The organism is Pseudoalteromonas sp. APC 3694, from assembly GCF_030407565.1.
GTDB lineage: Bacteria > Pseudomonadota > Gammaproteobacteria > Enterobacterales > Alteromonadaceae > Pseudoalteromonas > Pseudoalteromonas tetraodonis.
On record NZ_JASDDE010000020.1, the window covers coordinates 1 to 20195 of the forward strand.

The 20195-nt window shown below is 39.7% G+C and carries 15 protein-coding genes and 3 pseudogenes; 11 read left to right on the top strand and 7 right to left on the bottom strand.

The window, feature by feature from the left end:
- Positions 1 to 206: hypothetical protein (locus tag QMA00_RS08800; RefSeq protein WP_290156841.1), on the top strand; the 206-nt coding region annotated here is incomplete at its 5' end.
- 40 nt (positions 207 to 246) lie between these two features.
- On the opposite strand, the pseudogene QMA00_RS08805 reads toward QMA00_RS08800, so the two are convergent.
- Positions 247 to 1217 (bottom strand): annotated as a pseudogene (locus QMA00_RS08805) (IS3 family transposase); the annotation flags it as partial.
- A gap of 126 nt (positions 1218 to 1343) precedes the next feature.
- Here QMA00_RS08805 and QMA00_RS08810 point away from each other — a divergent pair.
- Positions 1344 to 1715 (top strand): hypothetical protein, encoded by a 372-nt coding sequence (locus QMA00_RS08810; RefSeq protein ID WP_024599458.1) that lies wholly within the window; start codon positions 1344 to 1346, stop codon positions 1713 to 1715.
- 120 nt (positions 1716 to 1835) lie between these two features.
- A complete protein-coding gene (locus QMA00_RS08815; RefSeq protein WP_013463096.1) occupies positions 1836 to 2510 on the top strand; it encodes a hypothetical protein in 675 nt (224 codons plus the stop codon).
- Between the two features lie 645 nt (positions 2511 to 3155).
- On the opposite strand, the gene QMA00_RS08820 is transcribed toward QMA00_RS08815, so the two are convergent.
- The 3 genes from QMA00_RS08820 to QMA00_RS08830 all read right to left on the bottom strand — a co-directional run bounded on the left by QMA00_RS08820 (position 3156) and on the right by QMA00_RS08830 (position 5489).
- Positions 3156 to 3446 (bottom strand): hypothetical protein, encoded by a 291-nt coding sequence (locus QMA00_RS08820; protein ID WP_016899339.1) that lies wholly within the window; start codon positions 3444 to 3446, stop codon positions 3156 to 3158.
- Positions 3447 to 3534: 88 nt separating this feature from the next.
- Positions 3535 to 4968, bottom strand: coding sequence for a DEAD/DEAH box helicase family protein (locus QMA00_RS08825; protein ID WP_076922753.1), 1434 nt, complete (start codon positions 4966 to 4968; stop codon positions 3535 to 3537).
- Positions 4965 to 5489 carry a hypothetical protein gene (locus QMA00_RS08830; protein WP_004588152.1) on the bottom strand — a complete coding sequence of 175 codons (525 nt, stop codon included), beginning with the start codon at positions 5487 to 5489 and terminating at the stop codon, positions 4965 to 4967. Before QMA00_RS08830 ends, QMA00_RS08825 begins: the two co-directional genes overlap by 4 nt.
- Before the next feature lie 100 nt (positions 5490 to 5589).
- On the opposite strand from QMA00_RS08830, the gene QMA00_RS08835 reads away from it, so the two are divergent.
- The 4 genes and pseudogenes from QMA00_RS08835 (at position 5590) to hsdR (ending at position 11202) form a co-directional block, all read left to right on the top strand.
- Positions 5590 to 5826 carry a helix-turn-helix transcriptional regulator gene (locus QMA00_RS08835; protein WP_004588153.1) on the top strand — a complete coding sequence of 79 codons (237 nt, stop codon included), beginning with the start codon at positions 5590 to 5592 and terminating at the stop codon, positions 5824 to 5826.
- 150 nt (positions 5827 to 5976) lie between these two features.
- Entirely contained in the window at positions 5977 to 7443 is a 1467-nt protein-coding gene (locus QMA00_RS08840; protein WP_076922752.1) for an N-6 DNA methylase, read from the top strand.
- Positions 7443 to 8693, top strand: a complete 1251-nt coding sequence (locus tag QMA00_RS08845; RefSeq protein ID WP_076922751.1) for a restriction endonuclease subunit S — start codon at positions 7443 to 7445, stop codon at positions 8691 to 8693. The genes QMA00_RS08840 and QMA00_RS08845 overlap by 1 nt, the downstream gene beginning before the upstream one ends.
- Positions 8693 to 11202, top strand: a pseudogene (hsdR, locus tag QMA00_RS18940) (EcoAI/FtnUII family type I restriction enzme subunit R). Before QMA00_RS08845 ends, hsdR begins: the two are co-directional and overlap by 1 nt.
- Positions 11203 to 11712: 510 nt before the next feature.
- On the opposite strand, the pseudogene QMA00_RS08860 reads toward hsdR, so the two are convergent.
- Positions 11713 to 11856 (bottom strand): annotated as a pseudogene (locus QMA00_RS08860) (transcription elongation factor GreB); the annotation flags it as partial.
- A 183-nt stretch (positions 11857 to 12039) separates the two neighbouring features.
- On the opposite strand from QMA00_RS08860, the gene ompR reads away from it, so the two are divergent.
- Positions 12040 to 12759 carry a two-component system response regulator OmpR gene (gene ompR / locus QMA00_RS08865; protein ID WP_016899332.1) on the top strand — a complete coding sequence of 240 codons (720 nt, stop codon included), beginning with the start codon at positions 12040 to 12042 and terminating at the stop codon, positions 12757 to 12759.
- Between the two features lie 5 nt (positions 12760 to 12764).
- The gene (envZ, locus tag QMA00_RS08870) at positions 12765 to 14078 is read left to right on the top strand and encodes a two-component system sensor histidine kinase EnvZ (protein WP_076922750.1); all 1314 of its coding nucleotides are present in this window, start codon (positions 12765 to 12767) and stop codon (positions 14076 to 14078) included.
- A gap of 41 nt (positions 14079 to 14119) precedes the next feature.
- Here the strand turns inward: envZ and QMA00_RS08875 are convergent, their stop codons facing one another.
- Both QMA00_RS08875 and speE read right to left on the bottom strand, forming a co-directional pair.
- Positions 14120 to 16162: a glycoside hydrolase family 97 protein gene (locus QMA00_RS08875; protein WP_076922749.1), complete on the bottom strand. Its 2043-nt coding sequence runs from the start codon at positions 16160 to 16162 to the stop codon at positions 14120 to 14122.
- A 139-nt stretch (positions 16163 to 16301) separates the two neighbouring features.
- Positions 16302 to 17165, bottom strand: a complete 864-nt coding sequence (gene speE / locus QMA00_RS08880) for a polyamine aminopropyltransferase (protein WP_076922748.1) — start codon at positions 17163 to 17165, stop codon at positions 16302 to 16304.
- Positions 17166 to 17364: 199 nt separating this feature from the next.
- Here speE and speA point away from each other — a divergent pair, with 199 nt between their 5' ends.
- Together speA and QMA00_RS08890 are read left to right on the top strand one after the other, a co-directional pair.
- Positions 17365 to 19245 carry a biosynthetic arginine decarboxylase gene (gene speA / locus QMA00_RS08885; protein ID WP_076922747.1) on the top strand — a complete coding sequence of 627 codons (1881 nt, stop codon included), beginning with the start codon at positions 17365 to 17367 and terminating at the stop codon, positions 19243 to 19245.
- 60 nt (positions 19246 to 19305) lie between these two features.
- A complete protein-coding gene (locus QMA00_RS08890) occupies positions 19306 to 20178 on the top strand; it encodes an acyltransferase (RefSeq protein ID WP_076922746.1) in 873 nt (290 codons plus the stop codon).
- Positions 20179 to 20195: the final 17 nt, after the last annotated feature.

Below are 20195 nucleotides of genomic sequence, written 5' to 3' on the forward strand. Positions count from 1 at the left end.
GAACGGGTGTTCACGATGGGCCGGAATCACTGTTCACGATGCTCCGGAATATGCAAGGAGCAAGGCAAGGGCCTGTGCCGGGAAGTGAAGTAAATATTGAGGCGTCATCCATACTGGTAAAAATTGAGTTTATTTGTGAGTCATACTCTCGAATATTGTTAATTAATACCAACATCTGTTTAGCCAATGCGATGACAAACGTTTGATAAGGTATAATTAAAGATTCGTCGGGTAATCCCCCCATTTTTAATGGAGGCTGGCAGTAGAATTTCCGTTGTTTAATTTTTCCAGCTTTTGTATTGGTGTTATACCACCTAACCCCATGTTAGGGCGTTCATTATTATAAGTCCATAGCCAATCAGTCGCTATGTCTTGTAACTCACTAATATCACTATAAATATAATGACTCAGCCAGTCGTAACGAACCGTTCGGTTGAAGCGCTCTATATAGGCATTTTGCTGCGGGTTACCGGGTTGAATAAACCGTAATTCGATATCATTATTTAACGCCCATTGCGCTAGTTGCTTGCTAATATATTCAGGGCCATTATCACATCTGATAGCTTTGGGTTTACCACGCCACTCTATAATTTGATTTAACGAGCGGATCACACGTTCAGCAGGCAGTGATAAATCAGCGTCAATAGTCAGCCCTTCACGATTAAAGTCATCAATGACATTAAACAATCGACACGCTCTGCCATCCGCTAATTGGTCATGCATAAAATCCATTGACCAACATTCATTGATGGTTTCTGGTACTGCCAATGGCTCAGGCTTATCTCTATTTAAGCGTTTCCTTGGCTTGATCCGCAAATTTAACTCAAGATCACGGTAAATGCGGTAAACTTGCTTGTGATTCCACTTGTGCTTTTTTACATTACGCAAATATAAAAAACATAATCCAAAACCCCAGCTTCGCTTTGACTCAGTCAAATCGAGTAACAGCTCTGCTATTTTTAGATTTTCATTTCTTAATATCGGTGTATAGCGATAACACGTTTCACTTATCATAAAAGTACGGCAAGCTAAGGCAATACTCATTTTATTTGTGCTAACGACTTCATGTGCCAATACTTTACGCTCAGAAGCCGTTACCACTTTTTTGCCATAGCCTCTTGAATGACCTCAGATTTGAGCCGCTCTTCAGCATACATTTTCTTTAAACGGCGGTTTTCATCTTCAAGCTCTTTCATGCGCGTCATTAAAGACGCATCCTGTAGTGGTACAGTGATTTTGGCCACCCATTAAGAAAGAATTCTTTCAATGCAATCAGTGCTGATACTTCGGTTACAGAGTCATCTTCGATTCAAGTACAAGAGCAACATGATCAAGTTGCATCATTGAATTCTATTCTTGATTTTGAAGAAGCAGCTAAAAATGAGCAAACAACCAGTGAATATGAACGTTGTAGCCCTACAATTTACACTAGATACACTAGTCTTAAATTGGAGCAGACTCGAACTATTGCAAGCTTTACTTATGATGGTGGTAATTGCCGTAGATACGGTTTTGCAATTTTAAGAAACTATGACGGACATGATTTCAAAGTGACTTTGGTTGATAGCAATGGAGATAGAGTTGCTGGCGGATATAGCGTAGCAGTTTCCACTTCTATCTTTAATGCAGGCACTTATTATTGGGAAGTTGAAAATAAAACAACAACTGGATCTACTTATGGTGGAATTACTTATGAAGTAAGATCTGGTGGCTAGTTAAACTTTCTATTAACGACTCAGCCCTATGAGTCGTTAATAGAAAACAATCTAAAATAAAAGCTTAAGTTTTATAAAATTATGTCGATAAAAGAAAACGACATATGAAAAAGGATTTTTATGAAAATCAGCACCAATCTACTACCTACTCTATTTGAAAGTAAAATATCTATTTTTACAAACAGTGATGATGAAAAAATAAAAAGCTTTTCTACTAAAACAAGCGAAAGTGGCTTAAAAATTAATATAAACACAACTCACCTTGATCCTAAAGTTAAAGAAAAAAAAGACAATAATGCTTTTGATTCATCATTAATTGAGGGAAGTGCATATGAAAAAGTATTTAAAAAAGAAGAGCTCAACTTTTCTAATATGAGTATAAAAGAACTTCATAGTATTGTTAAAAATGTGAATGAAATGGAACGAGAATACACACAAAAATACGATAGTGATGAACCAGTTAGATTAGGTAAGTCAGGAAACCCCATAATATCCAAAAAAAGAGAAGATATGAATAGTTTAGAGTCTAAACTTAGGATCCTTTCTTATGGTGGAGGGGATGTAGATCCTGATAAAAAAATTAATGTTATGGAGTATTTTTCTAATAGTTCAGAGAAATTAGATGGACTTGCTAAAGAATATCCTGAACGTCAGACTTATCAAGTAAGAGCCTCTTACATGAAAGAAATAATTAATACGTTTGATAAATTTATATCAGACGATACTTTTGATTTATATCAAGAAAAGGCTGCTTTATTGTTAACCGACAAAAAGAAAGTCGATGTTTTTATTTGAAAAAAGCCTAGAACATAGCAAAACAGCTAACAGCTTATTGAACACCATTTTGGTGGTTTATAACACACCGAAACGGCGTATATTACATACCCTGATAATTTCACCAATAATTACCTTTGTAAACAAGTAATTAAAACAGCTAGGAATTAAGCATGTTATTTTGCCCCAAAACGGCGTTTAATAATGTTATTGGACAAAATTAGATTTCTACTTAAAACACAGGAATAAATTTAACTTTTTCAGTGTCCGGTTATCGCTCAAAGCCGACCTATAGAATAATTGCTTTAACACGTTTTGGGGCAGAAACGAGTTGATCATGAATGACTGCTCATGGCACAAATGCGACTATCAGAGAAAATTGAGCCATTAATAACCTCAAATCAACTTATTAATCTCTAAAGTGATAATCTCTTGGTAAATTAACCAAAGGTACAGATCTTGGCTTCAGATATTGCAACCAGCTTACGCCCTAAGGCACTTTATTTTTAGGCGTTATAGCCATACTTGAGTCTGTTTACAGTATTTTTAATTAATTCACGGCCAGCTATAATGCCTATAAATGTTAAAGGTTTTTTAGAGTCGAATTTGAGGAACGACTCAGCAAGCATATTTAAAATGTAAAAACGGGCAGTTACACAGAATCCGTTACAGGCTCCAGGCTTTTGCAAGTTCAAATGCATTTTCACTTAAAGTGGTATTTAAAGGCTTTAATTCTTTTTTATAGCGTACATATGAGCTATTGCTGGTTCTAATAGCTGAAGAAAATGCTCGTATACCCCAACCTAACTCTATCCTTAAACGCTCAGCATTTTTTATATTTACACTTTGATGTATAAAGTTAATTTGCTCTAGGTAACTTGATTTTTCACTGATCTTTCTATTGGTTAAAATCTCTATAAAGTCTATTTTTTTATGAATTTCAGAGAAGCTATACATAGCAACACCTTAAATTTAGTTATATTTCCTCGTGTAACTGAAATCGATGTTGTCTGTAGAGATCTACTTGAGGTAAATTCTAGCGTATTTACCGCAATTCACTTAACCCTAAAGCAATAGCCTCTTGCTGAAAGCGGCCTGATATATTAATTATTCGTTCATAAGCACCGGTTAAAAAATGCTCCTCTGTCGCTTCAGGCCTATTGCTCATAACTGGCTGATCAAAAAAGTCAGCAAAGTTATCAAAATCAAACTGAGCTTTGGAAGGTTTTTTACTTTGTTTATTAAAAGTAATATCGCTTGAGTCTGTATCTGCGGTGTTTTCTCCAGCAGGAGTTTCAATCTTTTCAAATTTAACTACATCAGCTTCAAATGGAACATCTTGTTTAACTCTATACGCATACTCTAAAAGCTTAGTTTCGGCGGGCATGTACATAATAGCTTCTTGGTTTTTAGAGTTTGTTACCCTCAGAATACGGCCCAATATTTGCCTAAAATGCATTTCTGTTTTTATGTTTGTAAGGTGGCAGCAAACCTGCAAACGAGGGATGTTTGTACCTTCGCTAATCATACCAACAGAAATAATCCACTTAGTTTGTGCATACCTAAACTGCTGAATAATACTTGTAGGTTCATTTTCTCGGTAGGTTACAACAGTGCTATCCTCGTCAAAGTGAGTTCGCATTAACATAGAGATTTGATGGGCATGCTCAACAGACGATGCAACAATTAATCCTGCTGCATCGGGGTTTTTCAATCTGATTGAAGTAAGCTTTTTTTGAGCTGAAGAAACCATGTATTTTATTACCGCTTCATTTTCAATAACTTCTTGATAAGAAACGCCAGAGTCGGTTAATAACGCTTTAAAGCTGTTAAATGTCTTGGTTTCAGCGTCATCCACAACTGTAATACGGCTATTATCAACAGCTACTATTTGTGGAACCCGACAAACATTATCTCCAATAGCCTCAGAAAGCCCGTAAACGTAGTCACACGCTATTTTATTGTTAGGCTGTTGATATGATGAAAGAACAATAGGAGCAGCGTCAGATCGCCAAGGGGTGCCTGTTAAGGCTAATGTGTATTGTGCTTTATTTTGAATGTTAAGAATTATCTGCTCACCCCATGCATTGGCATTGTCAATATTAGAGCCAGCGCAATGATGAATTTCATCAAATATTACAAAAACACGATACCGTTCAAATAGCTGCCAAAAGTGCACATCTAAATACTGTAAGCTTTGATAGGTTAAAGCTCTACCTTTAGCGCCAATAAGCCCATCAAATCGTTCATTCGTTTTTAGCTGTAAGCTTTCCTTAAAGTCTTGAGAAACAATAGACGACGGTGAAAAACAAATAATCACATCGACCATATTATTTTTTAATAACTGGTTAGCTAATTCCGAAGCCATTAAGGTTTTACCCGCCCCAGGAGTTGCCAAAGCTAAAAAGTGGCTATCTCCATTCTGATATTGTGCAAGCGCTAAATTAATACATTCGGCTTGCCATAGTCTTAGTTTCATATTTTCTCTAATGCTTCATTTTGCTTCAGTAAGCCTTCAATTGCTCTAATTTTGCCAAGTATTCTGGTGTTGTTGTCTCTGGCTTTGTTATATTGGGGCTGAAGTTCATCTACTAATTCGGGTGACTCCAAATAAAGCTCTTTATATGCCTCAGATTCACCCATATTCAATAATAGCTCGGCTTTGTAATGATTTAACTTACTAAGTAACAGCGCGTATTTATCATCCGCCTTTTCTGTAGTTGCAATAGGTATGGCACTAGCTAAGTGAGTAATTGTCTCAACGTTAAAGCTCTCAGTTTTATTGAATCGCGTAAATCCTTTTTTATTTGATACCACCTTTTTCAGCCAGCCTTTTTTAACAAGCTTGACCAATTCGGCATATATACTTCGCCTAACTGCTGTAGGTACTAAAGAAGAATCACTTTTTAATGCTAAGTACGCCGAGCGTACATCGCTTGTTGTAAAGTTATCAAAATTTGGTGCAACAATAATTTGAGCTACGAGAGGGTCAAATTTCAAAGTAAATCCTAATAAACTTCTTATAATAATGGGTATTATAGGGCGTGGTAGTTAAGCCCTCAACATGAAAATCTAATCATTTTGCCTTGAGGAAAATCAGGTGAGTGATTTAGTTAAACATTTTGGTGAAAAGCTACGAGAAAAACGCAAAGAAGCAGGCTATTCGCAAGAAGGGTTTGCCGCCTATGTCGGTATAGAGCGCGGTAATTACGGAAAAATGGAAAGAGGCAATGTTAATATTAAGCTCGAAACCTTATATAAATTAGTAAACGCATTAAATTGTGAGTTTGAAGAGATACTACCGGCAAGGCAAAAGTATAAAATTGACCTAGATTAACCAAAAACTACTTGGTACCAATATATTATTAATTTTTTAATTAATTAGGGTATATTAATCACTATTACCTCAGGAATATAAATAAGCGAGTGAGTTGCTTTTAGTAAAAAAATCACCTTAAACTCATTGGCTAATAAGGACTTAATTTACATGTTTGAACAAACCTTTAAAAATATCGACGACATTTTCCATAAAGACGCAGGCTGCTCTAGTGAACTAGACTACACCGAGCAATCGTCGTGGATGCTATTTTTAAAATATCTTGATGACTTAGAGTTTACCAAGTCTCAAGAAGCCGAGTTAATGGCAGAAGACTACCAATATATTATTGATGCAGAGTACCGCTGGAGTTCATGGGCTGCGCCTAAAACTGCTAATGGTGAGTTTGATCACGACAATGCCTTAACTGGCAGCGACTTAATGGATTTTGTTGATGGCGAGTTATTCCCTTACCTTAAAGGTTTTAAACTTCGTGCTAAAAGCCCTGACACCATTGAATATAAGATCGGTGAGATCTTTAGCGAAATTAAAAACAAAATTCAAAGTGGCTACTCACTGCGTGACGCGCTAGAGAAAGTAGACGAATTACGTTTTCGCTCACAAGAAGAAAAACATGAGCTTTCACACCTGTACGAAGTAAAAATTAAAAACATGGGCAACGCTGGTCGCAACGGTGGCGAATACTACACCCCTCGCCCATTAATCCGTGCGATGATCGACGTATTACAGCCACAAATTGGCGAAACCATATACGATGGTGCAGCAGGCTCGGCAGGCTTCTTGTGTGAAGCTTACGACTACCTTCGCCAAGGTGGTGCAAGCAATAAGCAGCTTTCAACCAGTGACTTAAAAACTTTGCAAGAACACACCTTTTACGCCAAAGAGAAAAAGTCGTTAGCGTACGTTATCGCTATTATGAACATGATTTTGCATGGCATTGAAGCACCTAACGTTATTCACACCAATACCCTAGGCGAAAATCTACAAGACATTACCCCAAGCAACCAGCACGATATTGTATTAGCTAACCCACCATTTGGTGGCAAAGAGCGTAAAGAAGTTCAGCAAAACTTCCCGATTAAAACCGGTGAAACTGCCTTCTTGTTTTTGCAGCACTTTATAAAAATGCTCAAGCCTGGTGGCCGTGCCGCTATTGTTATTAAAAACACTTTCTTATCGAATACCGATAACGCCGCCATTGCCTTGCGTAAAGAGCTATTAGAAAACTGCAACTTACACACCGTGCTCGACTGCCCAGCAAAAACCTTTTTAGGCGCTGGGGTAAAAACCGTGGTGTTGTTTTTTACCAAAGGCGAACCAACACAGAAAACATGGTTCTATCAGCTAGACCCTGGCCGTAGCTTGGGTAAAACCAATCCGCTTAACGACAGCGACTTAAAAGAGTTTGTAGAGTTGCAAAAAGGCTTTGAGGACAGTGCTAAGTCTTGGTCATTGGCGATAACTGATATTGACGAAACAACTTGGGATTTATCGGTTAAAAACCCGAACATGCGCGAGGCAGCTCCACAGCGTGAACCGCAAGCCATTATTAAAGAAATCATTGCGTTGGATAAAGAGAGTGAAGCGATTCTGGGTAAGATTCAGGAGTTGTTGTGATGGAGTGGAAGAGAATCAAGCTAGGTGAGCTTTGTCGAATCGAGCTTGGAAAAACGCCCTCTCGTTCTAATAAAAGCTATTGGGATGAAAGCAAGGTTAACAATAATATCTGGCTTTCAATTGCAGATTTACCATTATCTGACAAGTCCATAATGCTGGATAGCAAAGAGTATATATCTAATGCAGGTGCTGAACTCTGTAAGATAGTACCTAAAGGCACGCTTATTGTTAGCTTCAAATTATCGCTTGGTAGACTTGCGGTTACTGGTCGTGATTTATATACAAATGAAGCAATAGCAGCTCTTTATATTCATGATAAACAAAAAATTGATCAGAATTACCTTTCTTGGTATTTAACTTTTTTTGATTGGGATGCTGCTGCTGGAAGTGATATTAAGGTTAAAGGTAAAACTCTTAATAAAGCAAAGTTAAAGGAAATTGAGATTGTTGTTCCTCCTATCCCCGAACAAAAACGCATCGTCGCCATTCTCGATCAAGTCTTTGCCGATATAGAACAGGCCCGCGCCAAGACCGAGCAAAACCTCAAAAACGCCCGCGAACTGTTTGAAAGCTATTTGCAGCAAGTGTTTAGCCAGCGTGGTGGTGGGTGGGTTGAATCAACGTTGGGTGAGGTCACTGGTGGGATATATACTGGCCCCTTTGGTTCACTGCTTCATAAGAGTGATTATATTGAAAATGGCATACCCTTGGTGAACCCTGCTCATATAACAGCGTTGGGGATTGAGGTTGATAATAGAAAAACCGTCTCTAAAGAAACTGCTGAGCGCCTATCAAGTTACATTATGGAAAAGGGTGATGTGGTTATAGGGCGACGAGGCGAAATGGGTCGCTGTGCTTTAGTTACTAGTCAAGAGTCTGGTTTTCTTTGTGGGACGGGTAGTTTTTTTATTAAATCATCCAGTCGGTGCGATAGTGGTTATTTGGTTAGGTATTTACGCTCTGCTAGTTGTGTGGCTCGTTTAGAAAAAATTGCCGGCGGAGCGGTTATGCCAAACTTAAGTAATAAAGATTTAAGTAATTTTGCGATTCTTCTTCCACCTATTGAGAAGCAAATTGAAATTCTTGAGCTAATAGATATTCTCTCAGAAGAGACAGAAAAGGTTGCTTTGACTTACCAGAAAAAACTAGATTCTTTAGACGAACTTAAAAAATCCATTCTACAAAAAGCCTTTTCAGGTAAGTTAACGAAAACGCTTGAGGTTGATACAAACAAAGGAGCAGTGGCCTAATGTCACAAGCAAGGACGCGTAACGAAGCCGATACTAGAGCGGATTTAATCGACCCTAAATTAGTCGCTGCGGGTTGGGGGGTAGTTGATAACAGCTTTATTCGCCGTGAGCTTATCTGCCCTGGCCAAATTATGGCCGGTGGCAAACGCGCTAATAAAGTGCCGTGCGATTATGTACTGGTGTACAAAGGCCGTAAGCTTGCCGCAGTAGAAGCAAAAAAAGAAAGCCTGACTTACAGCGAAGGAGTGCGCCAAGCCAAAGACTACGCAAAGCGTCTGCAATGCCGTATTGCGTATGCCACCAACGGCCATGAGATTTACCAAATTGATATGCTCACAGGTATTGAGACGCTGGTAGATGAATATATGTCTCCTCAAGCGCTTTGGGAGTTAACCTTTGAGCAAAAAGGCGATGCACCAGAAGCCTCTTTTACCACCGCTTGGCGTGATGCGTTTTCTACCATTCCTTTTGAAGCCAAAGGCGATTGGGCTCCGCGTTATTATCAAGAAAATGCCATTCATAATGCGCTAGAAGCTATTGCTCAAGGAAAAAATCGCATACTGCTTACACTTGCTACCGGTACGGGTAAAACGTGTATTGGTTTTCAAACAGCTTGGAAGTTATTTCAAACCCGCTGGAGTTTAACTGCACAAAAAGACATTAGCCTTGCGAAAAAGCGCCCGCGTATTTTGTTTTTGGCTGACCGTAATATTTTAGCCAATCAAGCGTTTAATGATTTCGGCTCATTTGGAGAAGATGCCATTGTACGTATTACCCCTGATGATGTTCGTAAACGAGGCGGTGTGCCGAAAAATGCTAGCGTATTTTTTACAATCTTTCATACGCTTATGTGTGGGCCTAAAACCGAATTAAAAGAAGCCACAACAGAAGATGATGAAAATGCGCCAATTAAAAAGGCAGAAAACCCGTATTACGAGCAATATCCGACTGATTTTTTTGATTTAATTATTATTGATGAGTGTCACCGTGGTGGCGCGAATGATGAAAGTGCTTGGCGCGATATTCTTAATTACTTTGAACCAGCAGTTCAGCTAGGTTTAACTGCCACACCAAAACGTACCGATAACGCCGATACCTATGGTTACTTTGGCGAACCCGTTTACAGCTATACCCTGAAAGAAGGCATTAACGATGGCTTTTTAACGCCATTTAAAGTATTACCCATTGTTGGCACTATGGATGAGTACAAGTACATAGAAGGGGATGGTGTTGTTGTAAAAGGCGATCCTGAGCCTGGTAAACTGTATAAAGAAGGTGACTTTAACCGCATTATTACCATACCTAAGCGCGAAGAGCGCCGTGTACACTATTGGATGGATCGCTTTAATCCTAAAGAGAAAACCATCGTGTTTTGTGCAACACAAGTTCATGCCGGTATGGTGCGCGATTTTATTAATCAGTATGCAGTAAAAAAGGCTGGACTACCAATACTAACTATTGTGTTCGTGTTACCGCTAACGATGGCGTAGCGGGTGAAAACGATTTAAAAACCTTTTGTGATAACGAAAAAACCATTCCAACAATTTTAACCACATCACGCAAGCTTTCTACAGGCGTAGATGCGCGTAACGTCCGTAACATTGTGCTCATGCGTCCTTGTAATAATATGATTGAGTTTAAGCAGATCATAGGCCGAGGCACCCGCACTTACGATGGCAAAGACTATTTTACCATTTACGACTTTGTAAAAGCGCACCATAACTTTGCTGATCCTGCTTGGGATGGTGAACCAATACCCAGCGAAGTATGCCCAGAGTGCGGCACAACCCCGTGCCAATGTGAAGACACTGGCGGCGATGGTGCCGGTGAAAAGAAACCGTGTAAAGTGTGTGAACAAAAACCATGTGTTTGTGAAAAGCCAGAGCCTGAAGGCTGTGAAAAATGTGGCGAAAGACCATGTGTATGCGAAAAGCTCGAAATAAAGCTCTCAGACGGCCGTACACGACAAATAAAGCATATATCCTCAGCAATGTACTGGAGTGCTGAAGGCAAGCCCATTACAGCTAAAGAGTTTGTTGAACGTATGTTCGATGACCTACCGCGCTTTTTTGAAAACGAAGACCAACTACGAGAAATCTGGAGCGACCCAACCACTCGCGAAAAGCTATTAGAAGATTTAACCGAAGCGGGTTACGATAGCGAAAAACTCGATAGCATGAAGGCAGTAATTGATGCTCAAGACAGCGATGTATACGATGTTTTATCGTACGTAGCCTATGCCGCAGAAGCGCAAACACGCACCGAGCGAGCTCAACAAGCTAAACCTAAAATAAACTCAGCGTTTAGCGATTATAAACAACAAGAGTTTATCAACTTTATATTAAGTAAATACATTGAAGACGGCGTTCAAGAACTGGCACCAAAAAAAATGCGCAGCTTAGTAGAGCTTAAATACAACACCATTAACGACGCCGCCATTGAATTTGGCTCACCAGCCGCGATACGCGACACATTTATAGGTTTTCAGAAGTATTTGTATGCAAGGTAGTTAAATTATCTATAGCTATCAGTAAGCAATTGAAAAAGCTTACTTGATGCCTCTGAGGGGTAAGTGAGCGACTATACTCTTAAGAGGCTGATATAATTATTAATTTAAAAAAAGGTAAGAAGAGCAAAAATTACTTTTGCTCTTCTTACTGCTAGGCGTGCTTATAACCAGTATACCCACACCCACACGCCCCACAATAACTACAGACAATCCAATTACATGCCGCGCATTCTATATCCTGAGAGTTATCAACAGGATTTTTACACGAGTAACAATCATATATAAGTAACTAAAAATAACAGTGGAGGTTTCTACCCTAATGCAATTTAAGTGATGCTAGCTGTGCGTCTTAAGAAGAAAAAATTACGCTCAATTTTTTACTATTTAATCTCGGCTAGTTTGAAAAGTTATAGTTTTGAATAGTATGAAAAATAGTACGCATACTAGTTTTTGAAGCTTTAAAAGCTTAGCTCTTATAGTATTTAGTATGTTTGTAATGGTTCTAATGGCATAGTCTGCATTTTCAGAGCGATCACCAAGGCTTGCAGCCCAACTCACAATTTTAGTGACTTCTGGACGTTTTACATTCCAAAGATGGTCATGTTCTTGCTGAAGTTGTAAATAACCTTCGCGAGTAATTAAGTTTGTTTTCACGCCGTGTTCTTGTTTAATTTTCATGTGTGGCACGGTATTAAAATAAAGGCAGCTTGTCGAGATAAAATAGCCACCAATGGGTTTGAAATGTTCAGTAACAATCTAAGCACTTAATTAGTTTTTTATTATTAAGTTTTTCATTTATATTAACTATTAATAAATTATAAAAATAAGCAACAGATTATGGGACAAGAGACAGTAAAAGTATTAGTGGTTGATGACGATAAACGTTTGCGCAGTTTGCTTGAGCGCTATTTAGTAGAGCAAGGATTTATTGTTAGAACAGCCGCCGATTCACAGCAAATGGATAGGCTTATTGAGCGTGAAAACTTTCACTTAATGGTGCTTGATTTAATGCTGCCCGGCGAAGATGGGCTTTCTATTTGCAGACGTTTACGGCAAAAAGAAAACCAAATTCCTATTGTTATGCTGACCGCCAAAGGCGATGAAGTAGACCGCATTATTGGCCTAGAACTCGGCGCTGACGATTATATTCCGAAACCGTTTAATCCTCGCGAGCTATTAGCGCGCATAAAAGCCATTTTACGTCGCCAATCAAAAGAAGTGCCAGGGGCACCTTCAGCAGAAGAGAATTTAATTGAGTTTGGTAAATTTACTTTAAATTTAGCCACACGAGAAATGAGCGAAGGGGATAATACCGTATCGCTCACAAGTGGTGAATTTGCCGTATTAAAAGCGTTGGTATCTCACCCTCGAGAGCCGTTAAGTCGTGATAAATTAATGAACTTGGCAAGAGGTCGCGACTACAGTGCGCTAGAGCGTAGCATAGATGTGCAAGTGTCACGCCTTCGCCGTATGATTGAAGTGGATGCGGCTAACCCGCGTTATATTCAAACTGTATGGGGATTAGGTTATGTGTTTGTTCCTGATGGTGAAAAGTAATAATTATGGGGATGTTTCCACGTAGTGCGTTTGGGCAAACTGTTTTTTTAGTAGCAGCTTTGTTGCTGATTAACCAAATTGTATCCTACGTCACAGTAAGTTTATATGTTGTTAAACCCACCATTGAGCAAGTTAATTTGATGCTCGCTAAGCAAATTAAAACTGTATTTATTGACTGGGAAGATGGTGTTGAAGTAACCGATGAAGTTTCAGAAAAGTTTTTTGAAATAACCGGTATTGAGGTGATGACTCAGCGTGAAGCGATGCGCAATGGCTTAGGGCAAAGTCGTGAGTATTCGGGGCTATCGCGAAGTATGTCAGAGCAGTTGAATGGGTTTTCTCGGGTACGCATTAGTCAAACCGATCCACTTATTTATTGGGTGGAAGCCCCGCAAGCACCGGGCTATTGGGTTAAAGTCCCCTTAACCGGATTTAAAGAAAGTAATCTTGAATTTTTAACTTTTTACTTATCCAGTATAGGCTTTTTAAGTGTATTAGGCGGGTGGTTATTTGCAAGGCATTTGAACCGACCATTAAAAGCACTGCAACAAGCGGCAATAAAAGTAGGCGTTGGTGATTTTAGTACTAAGTTACAAGAACAAGGCTCAAGTGAAGTTATTGAGGTAACGCGGGCTTTTAACCAAATGTCGCGAGGTATTGCCGCCCTTGAAAATGATCGTCGATTACTCATGGCCGGTGTCTCTCACGACTTACGCACACCGCTTACCCGTATACGCTTAGCCACAGAAATGATGGTTGATGAAGATGATTATTTACGCGAAGGTATTATTTACGACATTGAAGATATGAATGGCATTATTGATCAGTTTATTGAATATTTACGCCATCATAAACGTGAAGAACAAAGCTATGAAGATATCAATGCGTTGGTAGCCGAAGTCGTGCAAAGTGAATTAAAGCATCAACGTGTTATCACGTTTGAAAGCAATCCTAACCTAGGTAATATTCCCATCAGCTCAGTGGCTATTAAGCGAGTAGTGACGAATATGATTGAAAATGCACTGCGTTACTCGCAAGGGGATATTGAGGTGCAAAGTTATTTTAATAGCAATAAAAAATATGTGGTTATTGCGGTTAACGATAATGGTCCAGGTATTCCTGAGAGTGAATTAGAATCAGTGTTCGAACCATTTAAGCAAGGTGACGCTGCACGAGGCAGTGAAGGCAGTGGTTTAGGCTTAGCTATTATTAAACGCATTATAGACATGCATAATGGCAAGGTTGTGCTCTCTAATCGCCCTGAAGGTGGTTTAAGTGCGCAAATATATTTACCGGTTAAAGTGGTTAATCAAAACTAAATAAAGCTATCCGCCGTTATATGCGGATAGCTTTAACCATTTTATAGTGCTTTAAAACGAATGGCTGTACCACCACTGGTGGCCAATTTTAGTGTGAGTTTATCATTTGCGGTAACAGTGCGTTTTTCGATTTTTAAATCGTAAGGGTTGTTTTTCCACTCTGCCTTATCGCCATCTTTGTAGATTTGCGCTTCAAACTGTTTATCTTTATCTAAGAAGTCGAGTTTAACCTCAATGGTGCGGGCGTTTTCATCAGTAACAGCGCCTAAGTACCAGTCATTACCAGTGTACTGCTCGCGTTTACGTTCTTTACGTGCAAATACAATAAAGTCGCCTACTTCACCATCAAGCGCAATACTTTGTTGCCAATCGGTCGGTACGTCTTGAATAAATTGAAAAGCATCGGGCTTAGCTAAATAATTTTTAGGTAAATCAGCCGCCATTTGAATTGGGCTGTACATTACAACATAAAGTGCTAATTGCTTTGCAAGTGTTGTTTGCGGACGGTTTGTATCGCCACCTAAGCCATTAAAACTCATGTCAAAAATACCCGGTGTAAAGTCCATAGGGCCTGCCAGCATTCGCGTAAACGCAAGCGTTGGGATATGTTCTGGTGGGTTTGGTGGTGTGCCCCATGCGTTAAATTCTTGGCCGCGGGCGCCTTCACGGGCAATCCAGTTAGGGTAAGTACGGCGAAGGCCGGTGTCTTTTATTGGCTCATGAGTATTAATACTTATTTTATGTTTTGCAGCTAGCTTAACGTTGTATAAGTACTCATTAACCATAAATTGGCCGTCATGCCACTCAAAACGGGCAATGCCGTTTTCATCAATGCGTTTAATATTGCCACCATCGGCCACATAACCGGTTTTAATTTGGCTTACATTTGATTGCTCGTAAAGCGCAAAAGCGTCTTCCATTTGATTACGATAATTTGTTACGTTACCTGAGGTTTCATGGTGTCCAATTAACTGCACCCCTTTTTGCTTACCGTAGCGGGTAAGCTCCTCAATATCAAAGTCATTATATGCTTGGGTAAAGCTAAATACATCGCCATTAAAAAACCAGTCGCCATCCCAACCGGTGTTCCAACCTTCAACTAATACACCATCAAAGCCGTATTTTGCGGCAAAGTCCATGTAGTATTTAGTATTTTTTGTGGTAGCACCGTGTTTTTCGCCACTACCCCAAGTATTCTCATTAATGTGCATGCCCCACCAAATACCTACGTATTTGCCTGGTTTAACCCACGATACATCACCGAGCTTATTTGGCTCATTTAGATTTAAAATAATATCTGAATTAACTAAGTCTACCGCACGTTCGCCAATTTGAATGGTGCGCCAAGGTGTATTAAATGCACCGTGCTTTTTGACCGCAATGCCATCAGACCACGGTGTTAAATCGGCACTAAACGTACCTGGGCGACGCTGGTTAAGCACCATCCCTGCATAATCTACCAGAGCTGCTTCATGAATGCTGACATGTACACCGTTACCATTTTTAAAGGTAAAAGGGGTATGAGCGAGTGCAGCATCTTGTAAGGCTGTGGTGTTGTAGACATATTCGTAACGATTCCAACCGCGAGCAGGTATCCACCATGCAGTGGCTTTATCGGCACCGGCGATGGCAAACTCGGTCAGCTCTTTAGTAATTTCTGTTTTTTCAAAACCGGCTTGTTTAGGGACTTCATAGCGAAATCCCACACCGCTATCAAAGGCTTTAAATCGCACTGTGTATGTGCCACCGTGGGGTGCGGGTTTATCAAAGGTAACGGCAATTTCATTGTGCTTGTCGACAACGGTTTGACGCTCTCCCCAAGGTTGCTGCCATTGACTATCGGTTTGTGAGCGAGTTACTTCACTAATAACAAAACCTTCATCAAATGGCGCTTGGCTTTTAAATCTAAAACCTAAATGTGACTGCGTAATAACAGGTTTACCATTAAAGCTAATAGAATAGTAAGGAGATGAAGATTGATCAGATATGGTGATTTTAATTTTTTGATCAGGCGATTCCAGCATGGCTTCTTTTGCAAAAGCGCTGCTTGAAAGTAAAGCAACTAGCAGTAAAGGTAATCTCATTGTGTGTCCTTTATGTCAAATTGTAGACTATGAGCATAAAGTGAAGGTGGGGTTATTACGAGATGACTGCAAACGTATTCAATGTAATTAAACACATAAAAAAAGGCTCTAGCGAGCCCTGTTTTGTATTTAAAACTTATTATTTTTTATCAAAAGCGCGTTTCATGTAATTAGGTGTTGCGAGTGCACCGTGATGAATGCCGCCATTGTAGTATTCACTATGCTCAGCAATTATGGCTGCGCCGTCTTCTCTAAAGCCATTAAATGCTTCAGATTTGCGAGCTAGCGTCACTGACCATAACCCACTTGGGTAAATAGGTTGTGGGAATGGAAGAGTTTGTAAATCGTTAAAACCAACACTTAGCATAGCTTCGCGCATTTCAACCAACAGTGGCATATGCATTAATGGCGATTCACTTTGTTGTACCAGTATTCCACCAGGGCGAAGTGCGTTTAAACAGCTAGTATAAAACGCATGGTTAAATAAACCTTCACCTGGGCCTACCGGATCAGTACCATCAACAATTACTACATCAATAGACTCACCAGCTGCTTCGCGCATGTATTTAATGCCATCGTCAAACATCACAGTAGCACGTGGGTCGTTATTTGATTCACATAACTCAGGGAAGTACTTTAACGACATTTGGGTAACCACTTCGTCAATATCTATTTGTGTAACAGTTTCTACACTTGGGTGCTTGAGCACTTCACGTAATGTACCGCAATCGCCGCCACCAATAATAACTACGTTTTTTGGGTTTGGATGCGCCAGTAATGCTGGGTGGCTGATCATTTCGTGGTAAAAAAAGTTTTCACGGCTACTTACCATAGTACAACCATCAATGATCATTAAATTACCAAAGTCTGTGGTTTCAAACATTTCTACTTTTTGAAAAGGAGACTGTTTTTCATCTAACTTTTTGTTAATACGTAATGAAAATGCGCTGCCATCTCGGTCGCTAATTTCAGTAAACCACTTACTTTGATCTAAATTTGCCATAGTTGTTGTTACACTTTTGGTTGAGTATGAAAAAAAGGAGGCAATTCTGCCAGTGCTTGGCCTATTGCTCAATCAAATTTTACTCTCTTTAGCGAATAAAGTTAGCTATAAAGAGGGGAAAGTTCAATTTTTGTTAGCTTAGCAGATAGTGACGTATTAAAATGCCCTTTTACACCTAATTTAATAAAGAAGAGTTGCCATGACTTGGGGTTTAGAAACAGCACGTGCTACATACAATGTTGCTCATTGGAGCGATGGTTATTTTGATATTAACGCACAAGGTGAGTTGATAGCCTATCCTGATGGCGACCAAACAAAACCTGCCATTTCTTTAAGTCAGCTTACTGAGCAATTTAAGCAGCAAGGGTTAACATTGCCCGTACTGGTGCGCTTTACTGATATTTTAAAAAATCGTGTCGATACGCTCACCAATGCCTTCACTCAAGCGCGCACTAACCGCGAATATAACGGCAAATACACCTGTGTTTATCCTATCAAAGTAAACCAACAGCGCTCTGTTGTGAGTAAGTTATTAGCTCACCCAAGTGGCTTAGTGGGACTTGAAGCCGGTTCTAAGCCTGAACTAATGGCCATTTTAGGGGTGGCGAAAGAGCCTATTACAATTGTATGCAACGGCTACAAAGACAGTGAGTTTTTACGTTTAGCCTGTATTGGTCAAGCAATGGGACACAGCGTTAAAATTGTGGTTGAAAAACTCTCAGAGCTAACCACATTGCTTGAAGAAATTGATAATTTAGGCATTGACCCGGCTATTGGAATTCGTATTCGCTTAAATTCGGTTGGCAAAGGTAAATGGCAAAATACCGGTGGTGAAAAAGGTAAGTTTGGTTTAACCGCAGGGCAAGTACTCAGTGCAGTGGAAGTACTTAAGCAACATAACAAATTGCATTTAATGCAAATGGTGCATTTTCATATTGGTTCTCAAATCGCCAATATTCGTGATATCCATCGTGCCTTGCGCGAATGTGCTCGCCATTTTGCTGAATTAACTCAATACGGTGTACCGCTAAATACGGTTGATGTGGGTGGCGGGCTTGGCGTTGACTATGAAGGCTCAGGCTCACGTAGTGCCTGCTCAATGAACTACACAGTCGAAGAATACGCGCGTAATGTAGTGAATGCATTTGCCGATGTGTGCGATCAGCATAACTTAAAGCATCCTGCGATTATTACAGAATCTGGCCGTGCATTAACGGCTCATCATGCAGTGTTGATCACCGATGTCATTGATGTAGAAAAAGCACCGAATCATTTAAACCCAGAACCGCCATTGGAAAACAGCGCATTAGTGCTAGATGAAATGTGGCAATGCTTACAACGTTTGAACCCACGTATGGCACTTGAAATATATCATGATGCTATGCACTTATTTAGCGAAGCACACGATCAATACGTGCATGGTTTAGTGAGCATGCTAGAGTGGGCGAAAATAGAGCAGCTTTACTTTACGATTTTACACCGAGTTCGTGCATCGTTAAGCGTTAACGCACGCGCTCATCGCGAAGTGCTGGATGATTTAAACGAAAAGCTAGCCGATAAACTGTTTGTGAATTTTTCATTGTTTCAGTCATTACCTGATGTATGGGGTATTCAGCAGTTATTTCCGGTCATGCCCATCGAAAATCTAACGCAGCCGCTTACTCAGCGCGCGATTATCCAAGACATTACTTGTGATTCTGACGGGCAAATACGTGAGTACGTTGAAGGTGCAGGTATTGAAACTAGTTTACCTATCCCTGAATATACACAAGGTCAGCAGTATCATATTGCCATGTTTATGGTGGGGGCATACCAAGAGATTTTAGGTGACTTACATAACCTATTTGGTGATACCGACTCAGTCCATGTTGAGCTTAATGAGCAAGGATATGTATTAACCAATGCCATTAAAGGTGACAGCGTTAAGGATGTATTAAAATTTGTTGATTATGATAGCGAGTTATTAGCTGATAACTTTGCCACTCAAATTAATAAACTTGATGTATCAGAACACTGTAAAGAAGGGTACCTAGCCGAGCTCAATGCAGGGCTTGAGGGCTACACCTATTTTGAAGATTAATTTAGTTGCATAGTTAAGCGCGGTCTTAGTGGCTGCGCGATGTTTAAAGGAATAGAAGTAATGTCAGTTATTCGCAGTGTATTTAGTATTTTCTTTTATACAATAAACACTCTTTTTTGGTTTGTGCCTATTTTTATTTGTGGCATCGTTAAGTTAATCCCAATTAAGGGACTTCAAAAATTAATGAGCTGGACGGCCAAGCAATGTGCCTCTATTTGGGTGACCTTCAACACGTTAAATCAAACGTTATTAACGCCAACAAAACTTAATGTTATTGGCCTTGAAGAGCTTAAATTAAAAGATTGGTACTTAGTCATTGCTAACCACCAAAGCTGGGTGGATATTTTAGTGTTACAGCGGGTGTTTAACCGAAAAATACCTTTTTTAAACTTCTTTTTGAAAAAAGAGTTAATTTACGTGCCTGTTTTAGGTTTGTGTTGGTGGGCACTCGACTTTCCTTTTATGACCCGCACTAGTAAAAGCCAATTAAAAAAGAACCCCAAGTTGCGTGGTAAAGATTTAGAAACCACTCGTAAAGCCTGTGAAAAATTTAAAGAAATGCCAGTCAGTGTGGTTAACTTTGTTGAAGGGACGCGGTTTACAGCGCAAAAGCATGCGCGTCAAAATAGCCCGTTTACTCACTTACTTAAACCGAAAGCGGGTGGTGTGGCGTTTGTAATGCAAGCCATGGGTGAGCAAATTTCTAAAGTGGTAAATGTCACTATTCATTACCCTGAGGGCATTCCTACCTTTATGGATTTTGCAGCCGGTAAAGTAAAACACATTGATGTACATGTTGAAGTAAAAGGCGTTAGTGACGACTTAATTGGTGATTACACTAATGATCCTGACTTTAGAGTACGCTTTCAAAGTGAATTAAATCGCGTGTGGGAAGAAAAAAACCAGACGTTGGTTAATCTCAAACAAAAATAACAAAATGAGCTGACAGT